Annotated in this window: 15 protein-coding genes and 1 tRNA gene; 10 read left to right on the forward strand and 6 right to left on the reverse strand. The window is 67.8% G+C overall.

Annotated features, from left to right (window positions below; all coding sequences use genetic code 11):
- The first annotated feature begins 48 nt into the window (after window positions 1-48).
- The 4 genes from ACLBWH_RS01765 to ACLBWH_RS01780 all read left to right on the forward strand — a co-directional run bounded on the left by ACLBWH_RS01765 (window position 49) and on the right by ACLBWH_RS01780 (window position 2228).
- Window positions 49-390 (forward strand): ogr/Delta-like zinc finger family protein, encoded by a 342-nt coding sequence (locus ACLBWH_RS01765; RefSeq protein ID WP_447796334.1) that lies wholly within the window; start codon window positions 49-51, stop codon window positions 388-390.
- An 82-nt stretch (window positions 391-472) separates the two neighbouring features.
- Entirely contained in the window at window positions 473-772 is a 300-nt protein-coding gene (locus ACLBWH_RS01770; protein WP_447796336.1) for a hypothetical protein, read from the forward strand.
- Window positions 773-791: 19 nt separating this feature from the next.
- On the forward strand, window positions 792-1880 hold the full coding sequence (locus ACLBWH_RS01775; RefSeq protein ID WP_447796338.1) for a tyrosine-type recombinase/integrase: 1089 nt from the start codon (window positions 792-794) through the stop codon (window positions 1878-1880).
- 271 nt (window positions 1881-2151) lie between these two features.
- Window positions 2152-2228 (forward strand) — tRNA-Pro (locus tag ACLBWH_RS01780).
- A 147-nt stretch (window positions 2229-2375) separates the two neighbouring features.
- Here the strand turns inward: ACLBWH_RS01780 and ACLBWH_RS01785 are convergent.
- The gene (locus ACLBWH_RS01785) at window positions 2376-3485 is read right to left on the reverse strand and encodes an FAD-dependent oxidoreductase (RefSeq protein ID WP_447796339.1); all 1110 of its coding nucleotides are present in this window, start codon (window positions 3483-3485) and stop codon (window positions 2376-2378) included.
- Window positions 3486-3680: 195 nt separating this feature from the next.
- On the reverse strand, window positions 3681-3992 hold the full coding sequence (locus ACLBWH_RS01790; protein WP_447796341.1) for an ArsR/SmtB family transcription factor: 312 nt from the start codon (window positions 3990-3992) through the stop codon (window positions 3681-3683).
- Window positions 3993-4122: 130 nt separating this feature from the next.
- On the opposite strand from ACLBWH_RS01790, the gene ACLBWH_RS01795 reads away from it, so the two are divergent.
- Complete coding sequence (locus ACLBWH_RS01795) at window positions 4123-4857, forward strand: SDR family oxidoreductase (protein WP_447796343.1); 735 nt, start codon at window positions 4123-4125, stop codon at window positions 4855-4857.
- 246 nt (window positions 4858-5103) lie between these two features.
- Here the strand turns inward: ACLBWH_RS01795 and ACLBWH_RS01800 are convergent, their stop codons facing one another.
- On the reverse strand, window positions 5104-6993 hold the full coding sequence (locus ACLBWH_RS01800) for an AI-2E family transporter (protein WP_447796344.1): 1890 nt from the start codon (window positions 6991-6993) through the stop codon (window positions 5104-5106).
- Between the two features lie 422 nt (window positions 6994-7415).
- Between ACLBWH_RS01800 and ACLBWH_RS01805 the strand changes: the two genes are divergently transcribed.
- From ACLBWH_RS01805 to ACLBWH_RS01815, 3 genes are all read left to right on the forward strand, one after another.
- Window positions 7416-8060 carry a class I SAM-dependent methyltransferase gene (locus ACLBWH_RS01805; RefSeq protein ID WP_447796346.1) on the forward strand — a complete coding sequence of 215 codons (645 nt, stop codon included), beginning with the start codon at window positions 7416-7418 and terminating at the stop codon, window positions 8058-8060.
- 113 nt (window positions 8061-8173) lie between these two features.
- Window positions 8174-8908 (forward strand): hypothetical protein, encoded by a 735-nt coding sequence (locus ACLBWH_RS01810; RefSeq protein WP_447796348.1) that lies wholly within the window; start codon window positions 8174-8176, stop codon window positions 8906-8908.
- Window positions 8909-8943: 35 nt separating this feature from the next.
- On the forward strand, window positions 8944-10371 hold the full coding sequence (locus ACLBWH_RS01815) for an MFS transporter (RefSeq protein WP_447796350.1): 1428 nt from the start codon (window positions 8944-8946) through the stop codon (window positions 10369-10371).
- Between the two features lie 4 nt (window positions 10372-10375).
- On the opposite strand, the gene ACLBWH_RS01820 is transcribed toward ACLBWH_RS01815, so the two are convergent.
- Window positions 10376-11350: a bifunctional methionine sulfoxide reductase B/A protein gene (locus ACLBWH_RS01820; protein ID WP_447796352.1), complete on the reverse strand. Its 975-nt coding sequence runs from the start codon at window positions 11348-11350 to the stop codon at window positions 10376-10378.
- A gap of 134 nt (window positions 11351-11484) precedes the next feature.
- Between ACLBWH_RS01820 and ACLBWH_RS01825 the strand changes: the two genes are divergently transcribed.
- Window positions 11485-12660: a zinc-dependent alcohol dehydrogenase gene (locus ACLBWH_RS01825; protein WP_322847962.1), complete on the forward strand. Its 1176-nt coding sequence runs from the start codon at window positions 11485-11487 to the stop codon at window positions 12658-12660.
- Between the two features lie 301 nt (window positions 12661-12961).
- Here the strand turns inward: ACLBWH_RS01825 and ACLBWH_RS01830 are convergent, their stop codons facing one another.
- A complete protein-coding gene (locus ACLBWH_RS01830) occupies window positions 12962-13810 on the reverse strand; it encodes a Crp/Fnr family transcriptional regulator (protein WP_447796354.1) in 849 nt (282 codons plus the stop codon).
- 246 nt (window positions 13811-14056) lie between these two features.
- Here ACLBWH_RS01830 and ACLBWH_RS01835 point away from each other — a divergent pair, with 246 nt between their 5' ends.
- On the forward strand, window positions 14057-14803 hold the full coding sequence (locus ACLBWH_RS01835; protein ID WP_447796355.1) for a Crp/Fnr family transcriptional regulator: 747 nt from the start codon (window positions 14057-14059) through the stop codon (window positions 14801-14803).
- Between the two features lie 7 nt (window positions 14804-14810).
- Here the strand turns inward: ACLBWH_RS01835 and ACLBWH_RS01840 are convergent, their stop codons facing one another.
- The gene (locus tag ACLBWH_RS01840; protein ID WP_447796357.1) at window positions 14811-15653 is read right to left on the reverse strand and encodes a PhzF family phenazine biosynthesis protein; all 843 of its coding nucleotides are present in this window, start codon (window positions 15651-15653) and stop codon (window positions 14811-14813) included.
- Between the last annotated feature and the right edge of the window lie 129 nt (window positions 15654-15782).

The raw sequence follows: 15782 nt of genomic DNA on the forward strand, positions 1-15782 counted from the left end.
TCCTTCCGTCCGCCATGGGGTCGGCCGCGGGGAATACCGGGGGTTCCAATGACTAAGCCGATCGACCGCACGAGGCTTCCGGGCATCAAATGCCCACACTGCAAGAACAAGACGATCGTCCGCGACAGTCAGGAGCTGACGCCGTCGGTGCGCGAGCTGCGCATCGTCTGCACCGATGACGATTGCGGGTTCAGCTGCGTCGCGCAGCTCTCGCTGATCCGCCAGATCCGCGCCAGCGCCAAGCCGAACCCGGATATCCGCCTGCCCTTCGGCCACTGGCCGGCCAAGCCCGCCAACGAGAATCATCCCGACCCGGCGAACGATGCCGATGAGGCCAGCGAGAAGGCCGCGATCATCGGCGACGCGCTCGCCAGCATCATGACCACCTGACGCCCGCGCGGCCGCCCGCCGCGCCCAGCCCTGCCGACCCCATCCCCCGCCGGAAGCTCCCGCTTCCGGCAACGCCACCCGCTTGTTCCGAAAGATCGCCCCGCTCGTGCAAACCGACGTTCTTCGCGAAGTCCTCTCCAAATTGAAGGCCGACTATGGCTTCGCGGAAAAGGGCAAGTACCTGCAGGAGGGCAAGTGCCCCGCCTGCGGAAAGCGCGAGCTTTTCACATGGGCGGACAAGCCATTCGTGCTCCGCTGCGGCCGGGAAAACCGGTGCGGCGAGACGTTTCAGGTCAAGCCGCTCTACCCCGAGATCTTCGACGATTGGTCGAAGCGCCACGTCCAGACCCGCGAGAACCCCAACGCCGCGGCCGACGCCTAAACCGAGCACCAAAGTCACCATGTCGAACCTCTACACCCGCAGCGAGATCTATTGGGCGCGTTTCAAGGTCCGGGGCGTCGAATACCGACACAGTCTACGAACGCGTACTAAATCGGTCGCCGAAAAGCGCCTGAAGAAGCTGCGCGAGTCGATCGAGAACGAGGCGCATTTCGGCATTGCCGGGCCTGTGACATGGCAGGCGGCGGTCATATCGTGGAATGAGGGGATCGGTCGCTCGATCGCACCCAAGACCCTCGACCGTTACATCACCAGCCTCGCCCAGCTTCGTGCTTGGCTGGACAACAAGCTCGTGCAGGACATCGACGCCGGCGCCCTGCGCGACCTCGTGAAGGGGCGGCAGCGCCAAGGCGTCACCAATGCCACGATCCGCCGCGACCTCACCGCGATATCCAGCGTCCTCGCCCACGCGATCGACGAGGGGTGGCTCGAAGACAATGCCGCCGCGTCGTTCAACCGCAAGCGCATCCCCGAGCGCCGCGATCCCGTCATGCTCCCGACCGAAGCCGACATCACGCTGACCGTCGGCCCCAGCGCGACGCGGTTCGGCGATATGATGCTGCTCGCGCGCGAGACCGGCATGCGCGAGGAGGAGATCGCCGGACTGGAGCACGACGCCTACGATCGTCAGGCGCGCACCCTCACCTTCGTCGGCAAGCGCAATAAGCTGCGCTCGATCCCATTGTCGCCGGCCGCGATCAAGATCATCGAACGCCAGCCCCGCCACCTGAAATGCAGCTACGTCTTCTGGCACCTAGACGAGGACGACGAGGGCAAGCCGATTGCCAAGCGCTATACCAACGTCGCCTCGAACTTCGCCGACTATACGAAGCGCGCGGCCGGCCGCGCGGAGAAGGCCGGCAAGCCCTACCGCCGCTTCCGGTTCCACGACATCCGCCACCTGTTCGCCGTCGACTATCTGCGCTCTGGCAAGGGCGGGATTTACGACCTGCAACGCATCCTCGGCCACACGTCGATCAAGACGACGGAGGTCTACCTGGACTATCTGACCCCCGAACAGGCGAAGGCCGCTATGGTGGGGGTGGCACAAAAGGCGGCACACAAGCGCCGGTCTGGCACAGCGGCCTAGCAAAAAATCGCAGATTTCTGCGGCTGCTAGGTCGGTTCGTCCAACCCATCATTGGGTTTTGTAAACCGAAGGTCGCGGGTTCGATTCCTGCAACCGGCACCATCCCCGCCCGGCAGGCCTGGTCCGATCGGCCGGTGGTCGAGGATCAACATTGCCGGGCACGGCGCTTCCGTCTGTTTACATGAACCTTCGACGCACTCGTCTTCGCCCACGGGAAGATCGGATTGGCGCTTGCGTCCCCCATCGCCCCGCGCCTAAGGGAGCCACGCGTCGGGGAGTGGCGCAGTCCGGTAGCGCGCCTGCTTTGGGAGCAGGATGTCGCAGGTTCGAATCCTGTCTCCCCGACCATCTGCTGCAGGTTCTGGTTTCGCGTTCTAATGTCGGCGATCAGGCATGGCAGCGTTTCCCGCAGACGATCCCGCGCCGTGACCGTGACGTCAGCGATCCGGCCGATCGTCGCAGCGCGATAAAGCCGTCCAGAAGCCGACATCCCGCTCAGCGGGTCTCGAACAGATCCACCACGCTCGCAGGCGCGTCCGGGCCGAAGAAGGAAAACAGATTGCTGGCGCTGAGCCGTGCGATCGGTGGGCTGCGTGCGAACAGCTGATGCTCGTAAGCGGCTAACGCATCTTCCCGATCGTGATGGTCGATCAACGCGCGCGCAAGCTCCGCTCCGTCAAGCATTGCCAGATTGGCGCCCTCCCCTGCGAACGGCGACATGAGGTGCGCGGCGTCCCCCAGCAGCGTCACGCCCGGCACACGCGGCCAGGCCAGCGACGGCGGCAGCGCGTAGACGGGACGTATCACCGGAAGCTCCTCACCGCCGGCGATCAAGGCACGCAGCGATTGCGCCCAGCCGTCGAACAGGGTCGCCATGCGGACCGCCGCAGTCGACAGATCGGCAGCCAGCCACTCCACAGGCCGGTTGGCCGCCACATAGGTGTGGATGCTGCCGTCGGCATTATGGTGCGCGAGGATGCCCTGGCCTGGTGCCACCGCGATCAACGTGCCCGCACCGATCACCGCCGCGGCGGAGGCCGCACGCGGATCGTTCGCGTCCAAGTGAAGCTCCAGAAAGCACGTGCCGGTATAAGCGGGCCGGGCGTCGGTCACGAGCGGACGGACGCGCGACCAAGCGCCGTCCGCGCCGACCAGCAGCGTCGTCTCCACCGTGGAATTGTCGGTGAATGCGACCATGTGGCGACCATCGCCCACATTCTGCACCGACGCGACCTTGCGGTCCCAACGCACGATCCCCGGCGGCAGGGCATCCAGCAGCAGCCGGCGCAGGTCACCACGGTCCACCTCCGGGCGAGCGCAGTCGGAATTGCCCGGTCGATCGAGCAGCACCGTGCCATGCCGGTCGACGACCCGCTTGGCATCCTCGCCCGGCCGGACCAGCTTCAGGAACGCGTCATGCAATTCGAGGGTGTGTAGAACTTGCTGACCGCTGTTTGCATGCAGATCGAGCAGGCCGCCCTGGCCGCGCGCGTCCGGAAATGGTTCGCCTTCATGGACGACGACGCCGATGCCGCGGCGATGGAGCGCGCCGGCGAGCACCAAGCCGCCCAGCCCTGCGCCGATGATCGTAACGTCTTCCAGCATTCGGCCGCGCTCCCAGCCCGCGCAGGTCGAGCCTGCGTTGCCATCATGGAGCCGCTCGCCGGCTATCGACCGGCGTGTGCGCGAGGGTGGTGTCGACCACGCCGTCGTTTTTCGCAGCGGGCGTGGTCTAGGATGGGATCGTCCGTAACGCAAACGCGCTGACCACAAGCAGCGTCGTCCCCGGCTTCGGACGCTTCAGGCTGCCCGGTTGGCGAGCACCACATCCAGAAGGCCGGGGAAGCGCCGGTCGAAATCCGAGCGTCGCAGCGTGTTGATCATCTCGCGCCCGGCTTGGGTCGTCTCGATCAGCCCCGCGGCGCGAAGCAGTTTCAGATGGTTGGACAGCGTGCTCTTGGGGATCGAGTCGCACGGCGCGGCACCGGTGCAGCTCAGCCGCTCGGTCGCGGCGAGGCGCGCCACCATAGCCAGCCGATTGGGATCGGCCAGCGCATGGAGTGCCAGATCGAGTGGAACGTCCTCCAGCCTGGGATGCGTGAAGCGAGGCATCCGCCTCATATAGGAAGACCGTACAATTTTAATAGTTCGGATATGTTGAACTGTCGAAGCATCGCCTTATCTTCTCCCCTGCCGACAGCGCACGACGGCGTGATCGCGGGCCACATTTCGGAGTATCGACATGTCACTTCAGGGCAAAAAGGCGCTCGTCACCGGTGGATCGCGCGGCATCGGTGCGGCGATCGCCAAACGGCTGGCGGCCGACGGCGCGACCGTCGCGATCACCTACGCCGGCAACAAGGCTGCCGCAGACGCTACCGTGGCGGCGATCGAGAGCGCCAGCGGCAGCGCCTTTGCGTTCCAGGCCGACGCCGGCAACCCGGTGTCGCAGCGCGCGGGCGTCGAGCAGGCTGCCGCCGCGCTGGGCGCGATCGACATCCTGGTCCACAACGCGGGGGTGGCCGAATTCTCGGCGGTCGCCGACGATACGGACGAGACCTTCGATCGTCAGTTCGGCGTCAACGTTAAGGGCCTGCACGTCGGCACGCGCGCGGCGTTGCCGCATTTCAACGATGGCGGGCGGATCATCCTGATCGGCAGCGTCTCGGGCGAACTCGCCTTCCCGGCGACCGCAGTCTACAGCGCGACCAAGGCGGCGGTGGCGGCGCTCGCACGAGGCTGGGCGAAGGATCTCGCAGCGCGCAATATCCTGGTCAACACGGTGCAACCAGGTCCGATCGATACCGATATGAACCCCGCCGACGGCGCGTTCGCGCAGCAGATGATCGGATTCATTCCGCTCGGCCGCTACGGCAAGGTCGAGGAGATCGCGGGTGCGGTCTCGTTCCTCGCCGGGCCCGATGCGAGCTACATCACGGGCACCACGCTCAACATCGACGGAGGTGCGGCTGCCTGAGGGCTAGGCCGGATCGGCATTTGGGATTTTGGTAAATGCCTCTCCCGCCAGGGAGTGCCGGGGGAGGCAATCGAAACGTCTGTTCCGTGCCCTCCCCCTCCGTCATGCCTGCGGCATGCCACCTCCCCCTTGCGGGGGAGGAATTTCGCTACGCCGATGCATGGCGATCCCGCCTCGTTCTGATCGATATCGGAGCGCGGCCGGCCCGACCGGCGGCACACGGAAGCGCCGCCGGTACATCCGGTGTCAGGCCGCGACCTGATCCGAGGTGGCGGGCGCGGCGATGATAGTGAGCGCCGCCGAGAGCGATCCGACATAGCCGTCCGCGCCAAGCTCGCGCTGGATCGCCGCATCGGTCAGCGCCGCCTCCCCTTGCGGCCACAGGCCGACGATGATCCGCGCCGCAGGCGCCTTGGCGCGCAGACGCCGCACCAAATAGCGCAATTGCGCAGGCGACCCGTTCAGCTCCAGATACGACACCATGATCGTCGTCACACCGGCAAGATCCAAACTGCCGATGGTCTCGCGACCGACATCGCCATACGGGATCGTCCTGGCCGCGATGTCGCGCTGCTCCAAGAGCTGCGCCATCATGGCGGTCACCGCTTCGTCGAACGCGCCATGGCCGGCGACACAGGCGACCGTCCCGACGCGGACGGCGGGCTGATCGTGCGCAATACCGTGCGATTTCAACTCGCCGATCACCGAGAGCATCGAGCGCGTCATGCTCCGCGCGCCGGCGCGATCGATCGTGCCGCGCGCCTGATCCTCGACCGCGAGCTTCAGGCCTGCCAGCACGACCCCGTCGTAATAATCCGCCAGCGACCGATCGGCGAGCAGCGTCTCGGCCTGCGCCAGCGCCTCGTCCGGATTGTCGGCGAGGATGCGCTGGTAGAAGCTTTCGACCGGCGTCAGAGCGGGGCGATCACCGAGCAGTACGTCGAAGAACTCCAGGCTTTTGACGTGCCGGCCCATCACGACTAGGCACAGCGTCAGCGGCGTCGACATGATGAGGCCGATCGGGCCCCACAGCCACGTCCAGAAGATCGCCGACACGATCACCGATACGGGCGAGAGCCCGGTCGAATGGCCATAAAGCAGCGGCTCGACGACATAGCCGGTGACCGGCTCGACCACCACGAACAGCGCCACCACCTCGATCGCCATGCCCCAGCCCGGGTCGACCGCGGCGCCGAGGGCGGCGGGCGCAACCGCGGCGAGGAACGAGCCGATATACGGCACGAAGCGCAGCAGCCCCGCCATCACGCCCCACATCGCCGGCGACGGTACGCCGATCACCCACAGGCCGATGCCGATGACCAGGCCAAAGCAGGTATTCACCGCCAGCTGCGACAGGAAGTATTTGCTCAGCCGCTGACCGGCGTCGTCGAGCGCGCGCGTCGTCCGGTGGAGATCGCTCGACCCGAACACGCGAATGAAGCGGTCGCGCAGATCCTCCTTCTGCATCAGCACGAAGATCGCGACGATCAAGACGATGATCGTCGTTTCCAATGGCCCCAGAATCGGCTCGACCACCGTCCGCGCGATCGTGAAGGGCGATGTGCTCTCCTGCACGACCTGGACCGGTACGGGGCGCCGCTGACCCGCAGCGGGCTGCGCCGCGCCGGCGGCGAGCGTGGGGGCGGGTGCGGCGCCGCGCGGAGCGGCCGCGTGCCGGCCGCCGCCCAGCTCCTTGGTGATCGATGCCATCCGCGACAGCGCGAACCCCTGCACCTTCTCGACCTTGGCCTGGATCGTCTGCGCATATTGCGGCGCGTTGGCGGTGAGCGAGGCGGCCTGGCTGCCGATCAGCGTACCGAAGAGCCCCAGGATGCCCAATGCGGCCAGCACCGTGAGCATCACGGCGGGCGCCCGCCACAACCGCAGGCGCTGAAGCAGGTTCACGACGGGCGACAATACGAACGACAGCATGACCGCCAGCGTGATCGGGATCAGCACCTCCTGACCAAAATAGAGTGCCGCGATGACCAGCGTACCGACCGCGACCCCCGCGAGCGTCCTCAACTCCGGCGCGGAGGCCGGAGCTATCTTCGCCGCGCCTCCGGCCTCGTCCGGTCCGTCGCGGCTGCCGGTCAGGACGTCCTTGTAGCCGGCAACGCTGTCTCGATCGCTCATTATGACATGCCCTAATCTTCAGGCATCCTGTGCCGATCGCGCAGCTTAGGCCAACCGGCGCGCCGCGTCATCCTCGGCTGGCGCTATCATCGGTGCACGGATGCTTCCGAACTGTCGCAGGCGCGCGACGCGTCGCTCGACCAGGCGGGATCGACCTTCATCGTCGTAGTAAAATTCCTCCCCCGCCAGGGGGAGGTGGCATGCCGCAGGCATGACGGAGGGGGAGGTAAGCGACACGCCGGTTTCGTGTCCTCCCCCTCCGTCACGGCTTCGCCGCGCCACCTCCCCCTGGCGGGGGAGGACTTACGTCACGAAGATGAATGTCGCTCGGCTAGGCTGTCGGGTCGACGTCGTTGCGAGCGCGTGGAGCGCATCGCCATGCCGCCCGTTCAAGGCGCAGGGATCACGGCGCGAGGCGGCTTATGGACGATACGAAGGCCAGCACGAGCGACTGGCGTGCCGAACTGCCGGCGAATGCCTTCGACAAGGTGGACGACGGTGACGATCTCGCCTTCTACGCGCCACCACGCCTCGTCTCGCACATCGACGACGCAGCGGTTGCGGCGCTGACCGCTTGTTATGCGCGCATCATGCCGGCGCAGGCCGTCGTGCTCGATCTCATGTCGAGCTGGATCAGCCACCTGCCCGCGACGCCAGCCACTGCCGAGGTCATCGGCCACGGCATGAACGCGGTCGAACTCGCCGCCAATGATCGGCTCGACCGCTGGTTTGTCAACGATCTCAACGCCACGCCGATATTGCCGCTGTCCGATGCGAGCATCGACGTCGCCTTGTGCTGCGTCGGCGTCCAATATCTCCAGCAGCCGGTGCCGGTGTTCGCCGAGGTTCGCCGCGTCCTGCGAGCGGGCGGACGTTTCGCCGTCAGTTATTCCAACCGATGTTTTCCGACGAAGGCGGTGCGGATCTGGCGGGCGCTCGACATTGCCGGACAGGCGCAGCTGATCCGCCTCTACATGGAGCGATCGGGGTTCGGCGCGGTCGAAACGGAGGTACTGGCCGATGGTAGCAGGGGCGATCCGCTGGTCGTCGTCGCCGGCACGAAGTGACCGGTGCGGTGCATCCGCTTATGGCCCGCAATCGCACGATCCGTTTCGTGCCGCGGCGCCTTGCCGCACCCGGGCGATTGCCGTTGCTCCCGTTGATCGAATTGGAGATGTAATTGCGCGGTCTGGATTTCAGCTCCTGGCAAAACCTGGTCGTGACCATCTTCGGGCTGACGTTGGTCACGCTGCTCGGCGTCGGCATCCGTCTGCTCACCCAGATGACGTTCCAGCAGCGTCGCGAGCGCATGAACCGGCAGATCAACGAGCGGCTCCGGACGCTCATCGCCGCGTATAAGGTGCTGGGGGGCTCGTTCACCGGCGATCTCACGGTCGATCCGGCACACCGGCGCGATCTGCGACGGCGCGACCAGGGCGGTGGCGCGACGGAGCCGATGGCGGCGCTGGACCTCAGCGCGGAGGGCGCATCGCGATCGGACCGTACCCGCCGCATCCGCGACGCCGTGGAAGCCGCGCTGTCGGACATCATCCTGCTCGGCACCGAGGAGCATGTCCGGCTGGCGGACCGGGCGATCCGCGAGCTGGTCGCGGGACATCCCGTGCATACGCACGAGCTGGTCGTCTCGCTGCGCGCGTTCGTGCGCGATGCCCTCGATCTCGATCCGATCCCGGCCGACCTGACCATCGCGATGCAGGGACCGGCACGGCCCGCATCGTCGGGCGCCGGCAAAGGCGGCGGCAAGGACGATGGTGGCCGAAGCGGAGGCGGTGGTTCTGGAGGCGGGGGCGGAGCCGGAAGCGGGTTCGGGGGCGGGTCCGGCGGCGCGGGGATCGGCGGCGCTGGCTTCAGCGACGATCCGCACGATGCAGGGGCGCCGAACGCCGGGCGATAGGCTATACGCCGACGGTGCACCATCATCCAACGGCCTTGGCCCAACCGGGCGCGCCCGACCCGACTCCCGTCCCGGGCGACGCCGAGGCGTCACCTGCCCACGCCGGATGGGTCCTCGCGGCGACGATGCTCGCGTCGAGCCTCGCCTTCATCGACGGCTCCGTTACCAACGTCGCGCTGCCGTCGATCGGGCGCGACCTGCACGGCGACGCCGCCTCGCTGCAGTGGATCGTCAACGCCTATCTCCTGCCGCTGTCGGCGCTGCTGCTGGTCGGCGGTGCGGCGGGGGATCATTTCGGCCGCCGCCGCATGCTGATCCTCGGCACGGCGCTGTTCGCCGCAGCATCGGTCCTCTGCGCGCTGGCGCCCGGCCTGCCCCTCCTGCTCGCCGCGCGCGCTGCGCAGGGGGTCGGGGCGGCGATGCTGATGCCCAACAGCCTCGGGATCCTCGGCGCGTCGTTCCGGGGCGAGGCGAGAGGACGGGCGGTCGGCACCTGGGCGTCCGCCGGCGCGATCGCGAGCGCGGTCGGGCCGCCGCTTGGCGGCTGGCTGGTCGGCGCGGCGGGCTGGCGGGCGATCTTCCTCATCAACGTGCCCGTCGCGCTCGTCGCGATCCTCCTCGCCTGGCGCCATGTGGAGGAGAGCGCGGAGGGCGAGCAGCCGCTCGACGTGCCCGGCGCGGTCCTCGCGACGCTGGCGCTCGGCACGCTCACCTGGGCGCTGACGCTCTGGTCCAGCACGCATGCGGGGTCGCCGCGGATCTGGGCGGGGCTGATCGGCGGCGTCCTGCTCATGACGCTGTTCGTGTGGGTCGAACATCGCCGGCATGGCGATGCGATGATGCCGCTGGCGATGTTCGCGTCGCGTCCCTTCGTCGGCCTGACGCTGCTGACCTTCCTGCTGTACGGCGCGCTGGGCGGGCTGCTCGTGCTGCTGCCGTATCTGCTGATCGTCGGCGGCGGCTATTCACCGCTCCACGCCGGATTGGCGTTGCTTCCCTTCTCGCTCGTGATCGGCGCCGCGTCGCGGCTGATGGGCAGGACCACGGAACGGATTGGGCCGCGCTGGCCGCTGACCGTCGGGCCGATCGTCACCGGGCTTGGCTTCCTGCTGCTGGTCCGCGTCGATCCGACCGGCAGCTACTGGACGAGCGTGATGCCGGGCATGATCGTCGTCGCGCTCGGCATGGCGGGGGCCGTCGCGCCGCTGACCACCGCGGTCCTGTCGTCGGTCGATCAGGCGCACACCGGCACCGCCTCGGGGTTCAACAGCGCGATCGCGCGGACGGGCGGATTGATCGCGACCGCGCTGGCCGGCGCGGTGATCGCGCAGACCGGTGCGGCGCTGGTCGAGACGTTCCGGTCGGCGGCGATCCTGGCGGCGGCGCTGGCGGTCGCTGCGGGTTGCGTCGCGTTCGCCACGCTCGGATCGCTGCGTCCCGCGCGGGCGGGGCGGACCGGTTAGGCGATCAGGTCGCCACGCTCTCGCCGCCGGGTGCCGACGCCCGCGGCAGCTTCCACTTCGGCCGCACGAAGTGACAGGTATAGCCGTTCGGCCGACGCTGCAGATAGTCCTGATGCTCCGGCTCGGCTTCCCAGAATTCGCCCAGCGGCGCCAGTTCGGTGACCACACTGCCCGGCCAGAGCCCGGAGGCCTCGACGTCCGCGATGGTCTCCTCGGCGACCGCCTTCTGCCCGTCGTCCGTATAGAAGATGGCGGACCGATAGCTGGCGCCGCGATCGTTGCCTTGCCGGTCGACCGTGGTCGGATCGTGGATCTGGAAGAAGAATTCGAGCAACGCGCGGAAATCGGTACGGGCGGGGTCGAAGACGATCTCGATCGCTTCGGCATGGCTGCCGTGCTTGCGATACGTGGCATTGGCCACATCGCCGCCCGAATAGCCGACCCGCGTCGAGAGGACGCCGGGCAGCTTGCGGATAAGGTCCTGCATGCCCCAGAAGCAACCGCCGGCGAGTACCGCACGCTGCGTGATCGCGCACGGCGCCGCGATCTGGTCCAGATAGGCGCCATAGCCCTGCTCGGCCATCTCGGCGCGCGGCACGAAGCGCAGCGCCGCCGAGTTGATGCAATAACGCAGGCCGCCGCGGTCGCGCGGCCCATCCTTGAACACGTGGCCGAGATGACTGTCCCCCTGCGCCGAGCGCACCTCGGTACGCGGGATGAGCATCGACCAGTCCCGCCTCGCCTTCACATGGCCGGCGTCGATCGGCCTGGTGAAGCTGGGCCATCCGCAGCCGGACTCGTATTTGTCGTCGCTGGCGAACAACGGCTCGCCCGAGACGATGTCGACATAGATGCCCGCGTCCTTGTTCTTCAGGAGCGGACCGGTGCCGGGGCGCTCCGTGCCGTTCTGCTGGGTGACGCGGAACTGCTCCGGAGTCAGGGCGGCAATGGCCTCGTCGGTCTTGGCGTAGCTGTTCATGGGGTGGATGTGGGGCGCCGCCCTGCCGCTGTCGAGCGCGTTACCTGCCGGGCCCATTCCGCGATCCACGACGTTGAGGGGGTTCAGTCGCTTTTCCGAACCAGGCGGAGCACCTGCCCACACGGAGACGATTCATGCGCGCATTATGCTGGCACGGTAAGGGTGACGTTCGCGTCGACACCGTTGCAGACCCCGAGATCAAACATCCGCGCGACGCGATCATCAAGGTCACCGCGTGCGCGATCTGCGGATCGGACCTCCACCTGCTCGATGGTTATCAGCCCACCATGGAGGCGGGCGACATCCTCGGCCACGAGAATATGGGCGAGGTCGTCGCGCTGGGCTCCGAGGTCACCAACCTGCGGATCGGCGACCGCGTGGTGGTGCCGTTCACGATCAGCTGCGGCGACTGCTGGTTCTGCCGCAAGGGTCTGTTCGCCGCGTGCGACCGGACCAATCCCAATGCCGAGATGGCCGCCAAGGCGATGGGCCACTCGCCCGCCGGCCTGTTCGGCTTCAGCCACATGCTGGGCGGCTATTGCGGCGGCCAGGCCGAATATCTCCGGGTGCCCATGGCCGACATCGGCCCGATCAAGATCCCCGACACCGTCACTGACGACCAGGCATTGTTCCTCTCGGACATCTTCCCGACCGGCTATATGGCCGCGGAGAACGCGCAGATCGAGCCGGGCGACACCGTCGCCATCTGGGGCTGCGGCCCGGTCGGCCAGTTCGCCATTCGCTCCGCGCTGATGATGGGTGCGGGGCGCGTGATCGCGATCGACGAGCTGCCCGAGCGGCTTGCCATGGCGGAAGCCGGCGGCGCCGAGACGATCAACTTCGCCGAGACCGACGTTTACGACGAACTGCAGGCACGCACGAAGGGGCGCGGCCCCGACAGCTGTATCGATGCGGTCGGCTGCGAGGCGGCCGGGCACGGCGCCGCCGACGCGGTCATGGACAAGGTCAAGGCCAGCGTGATGCTCGCCACCGATCGCGTCCACGTCTTGCGCCAGGCGATCATGAGCTGCCGAAAAGGCGGCACCGTCTCGGTGCCCGGCGTCTATGTCGGCATGGGAGACAAATTGCCGATCGGTGCCGCGATGAACAAGGGGCTGACGATCAAGCTCGGCCAGACCCACGTGCAGCGCTACACCAAGCCGCTGCTGGAGAAGATCGTAGCCGGCGAGATCGACCCGAGCTTCGTCATCACGCATCCGGCCAGTCTGGAGGATGCGCCCGAAATGTACGCCAAATTCCGCGACAAGGAAGACGGCGTCATCAAGGTGGTGATGCGTCCGCACGGCTGAGCGGCGAGCCCCGAGTGGTGTTCTAGGCGAAATAGACATTCATCGTCATAGCGTAAGTCCTCCCCCGCCAGGGGGAGGTGGCATGCCGCAGGCATGACGGAGGGGGAGGTAAGCGACACGTCTGTTCCGTGTCCTCCCCCTCCGTCACGGCTTCGCCGCGCCACCTCCCCCTGACGGGGGAGGAATTGTCATCGTCCGCGAGTTGAATGTCGATCGACCCTAGTTTCTAACTTCGGTCTCGATCCGGGTTGGAACGTGCCTCCCTCAGCGTGGCGTAGCCCGCGTTGCGTACGGGATCCCGTCAGACGAGGTGGAGAACCGGTACCGAGCCCGCGTGGAGATAACCGGGGTCGAAATCGCCCTCGCGGTGCAATTTGGCGACGTTCGGGATGGTGATGACGCGATCGCCCGCCTCGATCAGGCCCTGGTCGCGCAGTTCGCGCATCATGCGGTTGACGTGGACCGAGGTGAGACCGAGCACGTCGGCGAGATGCTCCTGCGTCAGCGGCAGGCGGAAGCGGCTGCGACCCTGGTGTTCCGCCGCCAGCCGCGTGCTCAGCTCACATAGGAGATGCGCGAGCCGCGCCCGTGCCGACCGGCGGCCGAGCGACAAGGTCCATTGGCCGAGCGTCGCATTGTCCTGGATCGCGAGCCAGGTGAAGCTCCGGGCGATACCGGCGTGCTGCGCTGCGAGCGCCGCGACGTCGCCGCGGCGCAGCCGGACGATACTGGCTTCGGTCAGCGTCAGCACGCCATAATCGAGCCGGTCGAACAGCAACGTGTCGAGGTTGGCGACGTCGCCGGGCACCAGCAGCGCGAGGAACTGGCGGCCGCCCTGACGGGTGGTCGCATAGCGCCCTCCCCAGCCGTGCGCGATCAGGATCAGGTCGCCGGCGCGGCCGTCCTCGCGCACCAGATCGGTATAGGCCGACACGAGCGTGGGCGACCCCATCGCATCGCGCAGAGCCTGCCGCTCGACGCGCGAGAGGAACGGCGAGTCGAGCAGGCGGCTGTCGAAGACGGGCGGCGACGGCCGGGGCGGGACGGTGATGTCGAGCACGCGATCGGGACGGACCGGAACACCCCCCTGCGCCCGAGCGGACACCATACGATTGACGTATCGTGGGTCCGTCTTGTTCTCGTCGGTCATCGGTCCGCCTTGGGGTAAATCCGGAACGGATCACGATCCGACGCATCGCCATTCACGCGGTCGGTGACAATCCAATGTGCGACGCCGGACGGTTCCCCGCGGGCGATGATATAGGCCGGCACCCTTCACCTATGTGCTTGGTGTCGGGGGTGCCGCCGCCTACCCCGGTGCAATCCTTCGCCGTTGATCAGGGCGCGAATGACCGGGAGTCGCCGACGCTTTCGCCCCAAGACAAGGTGCGCGTCCATGCCGCACTTCAACGGTCACGATACGATGAACATCCTGCTCGCATCCTTGCTGCCCGAGGATCTGGCGCTGCTCGCGCCGCATCTGGCGCGCGAGGCGTTGCAGGTGAAACAGGTGCTGGTGCCGCTCAACCAGCCGATCGAACACGTCTGGTTCCTGGAAGGCGGCGTCGGATCGGTCGTCGCGGTGTCGACGGACATCAGCCCGACCGAGGTCGGCATCTTCGGCCGCGAGGGGTTCGCCGGCACCGCCCTGCTGCTCGGCGCGGGCATCTCACCGTATGAGATCTTCATCCAGGTCAACGGCCACAACGGGCTCAAGATCGCCGCGGCGCCGTTCCTCGCCGCGGTGGATCACAGCCGGACGTTGCGGATCGCGCTGCTGCGCTACGTCCAGACCGTGATCACGCAGGCGGCCAACAGCACGGTGTCGAACGCGCATCAGCGGATCGAGGCGCGGCTCGCGCGCTGGCTGCTGATGTGCCACGACCGCTACGACAGCGACGACATTCCGCTGACCCACGAATTCATGGCGATCATGGTCGCGGCCGAACGATCGGGCGTCACCGTCTCGCTGCACGTGCTGGAGGGCGCGGGGATGATCCGCTCCAAGCGCGGCCGCGTCGTCATCCTCGACCGGCAGAAGCTCGAGGAGCTCGCCGGCGACGGCTATGGCCAGCCCGAGGCGGAATACAGCCGGCTGATCGCGCCGTTCGGCAAGCTCGCGCCGCGCATCGCCGCGGCCTGACCTGCGCTCAGCCGCCGCCCTGCCCCGCGACGAGCGTGCGGGTCACGCCGCCGACCCACACCTGCCCGTCGCCGTCCTGCGACACGTGGATGCGACCCGTCCGCCCCAGCCGGGTGCCCTGCGCGGCGACATAGCCGCCCTGCACGCGGCCGCTGGCGAACAGCCATTGGCCGACGGACGCGTTGAGGCTGCCCGTGACCGGGTCCTCGATCAGCCCGCCATGCGCATCGCTGAAGATCGCGCGCAGCTCGAACGCGGCGTCGCCGCCGGGCGCGTGCGCGCCGACGACGCCGATGTCGACCCGGCCGGGATGATGCCGCGCGGGCTCGATCGCGAGCACCGCCGCGGCGGAGCGGAGCATCACCGCGATCCAGCCGGGGCCGTTGTCCACCCAGGCGGCATCGACGATCGCGTCGCGCTCGATCCGCAGGATCGCGGCGACCTCGGCGATCTCCGCCTCGCTCGGCGGCCCGCTGCGCAGCAGCGGCGGCGCGGCGAAGGCCAGCCGCCCGCCCTCGCTACGGATCGCGACGAGGCCGACGCCGCATTGCTGGACGATCGTTCCGTCCGCTTTCGCCACGCCGCCCGCCTCCAGCCAGGCGTGCGCGCTGCCCAGCGTCGGATGACCCGCGAAGGGCAGTTCGTGCGCCATGGTGAAGATGCGCACGCGGTAATCCGCGGCGGGATCGGTCGGCGGCAACAGGAAGGTGGTCTCCGAGAAGTTCAGCCAGCCGGCGATCCGCTGCATGTCCTCGGTGGTCAGTCCCTCGGCATCGGCGACGACGGCGAGCGGGTTGCCGGTATAGGGGTCGGTGCCGAACACATCGACGAGACGAAACGGACGGGTCACACGGCCTCCTGCAAGATTAAGACGCATCATGCCGGCACCGGCGGGGCCGTGACAAGCGCGCGCGACGGGGCAGCGCCGATTGCGTTCCGGCGCCCCGCCCCGCATGATGCGCGCAAGCCGAGGGGGAGT

Source organism: Sphingomonas sp. M6A6_1c (genome assembly GCF_053345135.1).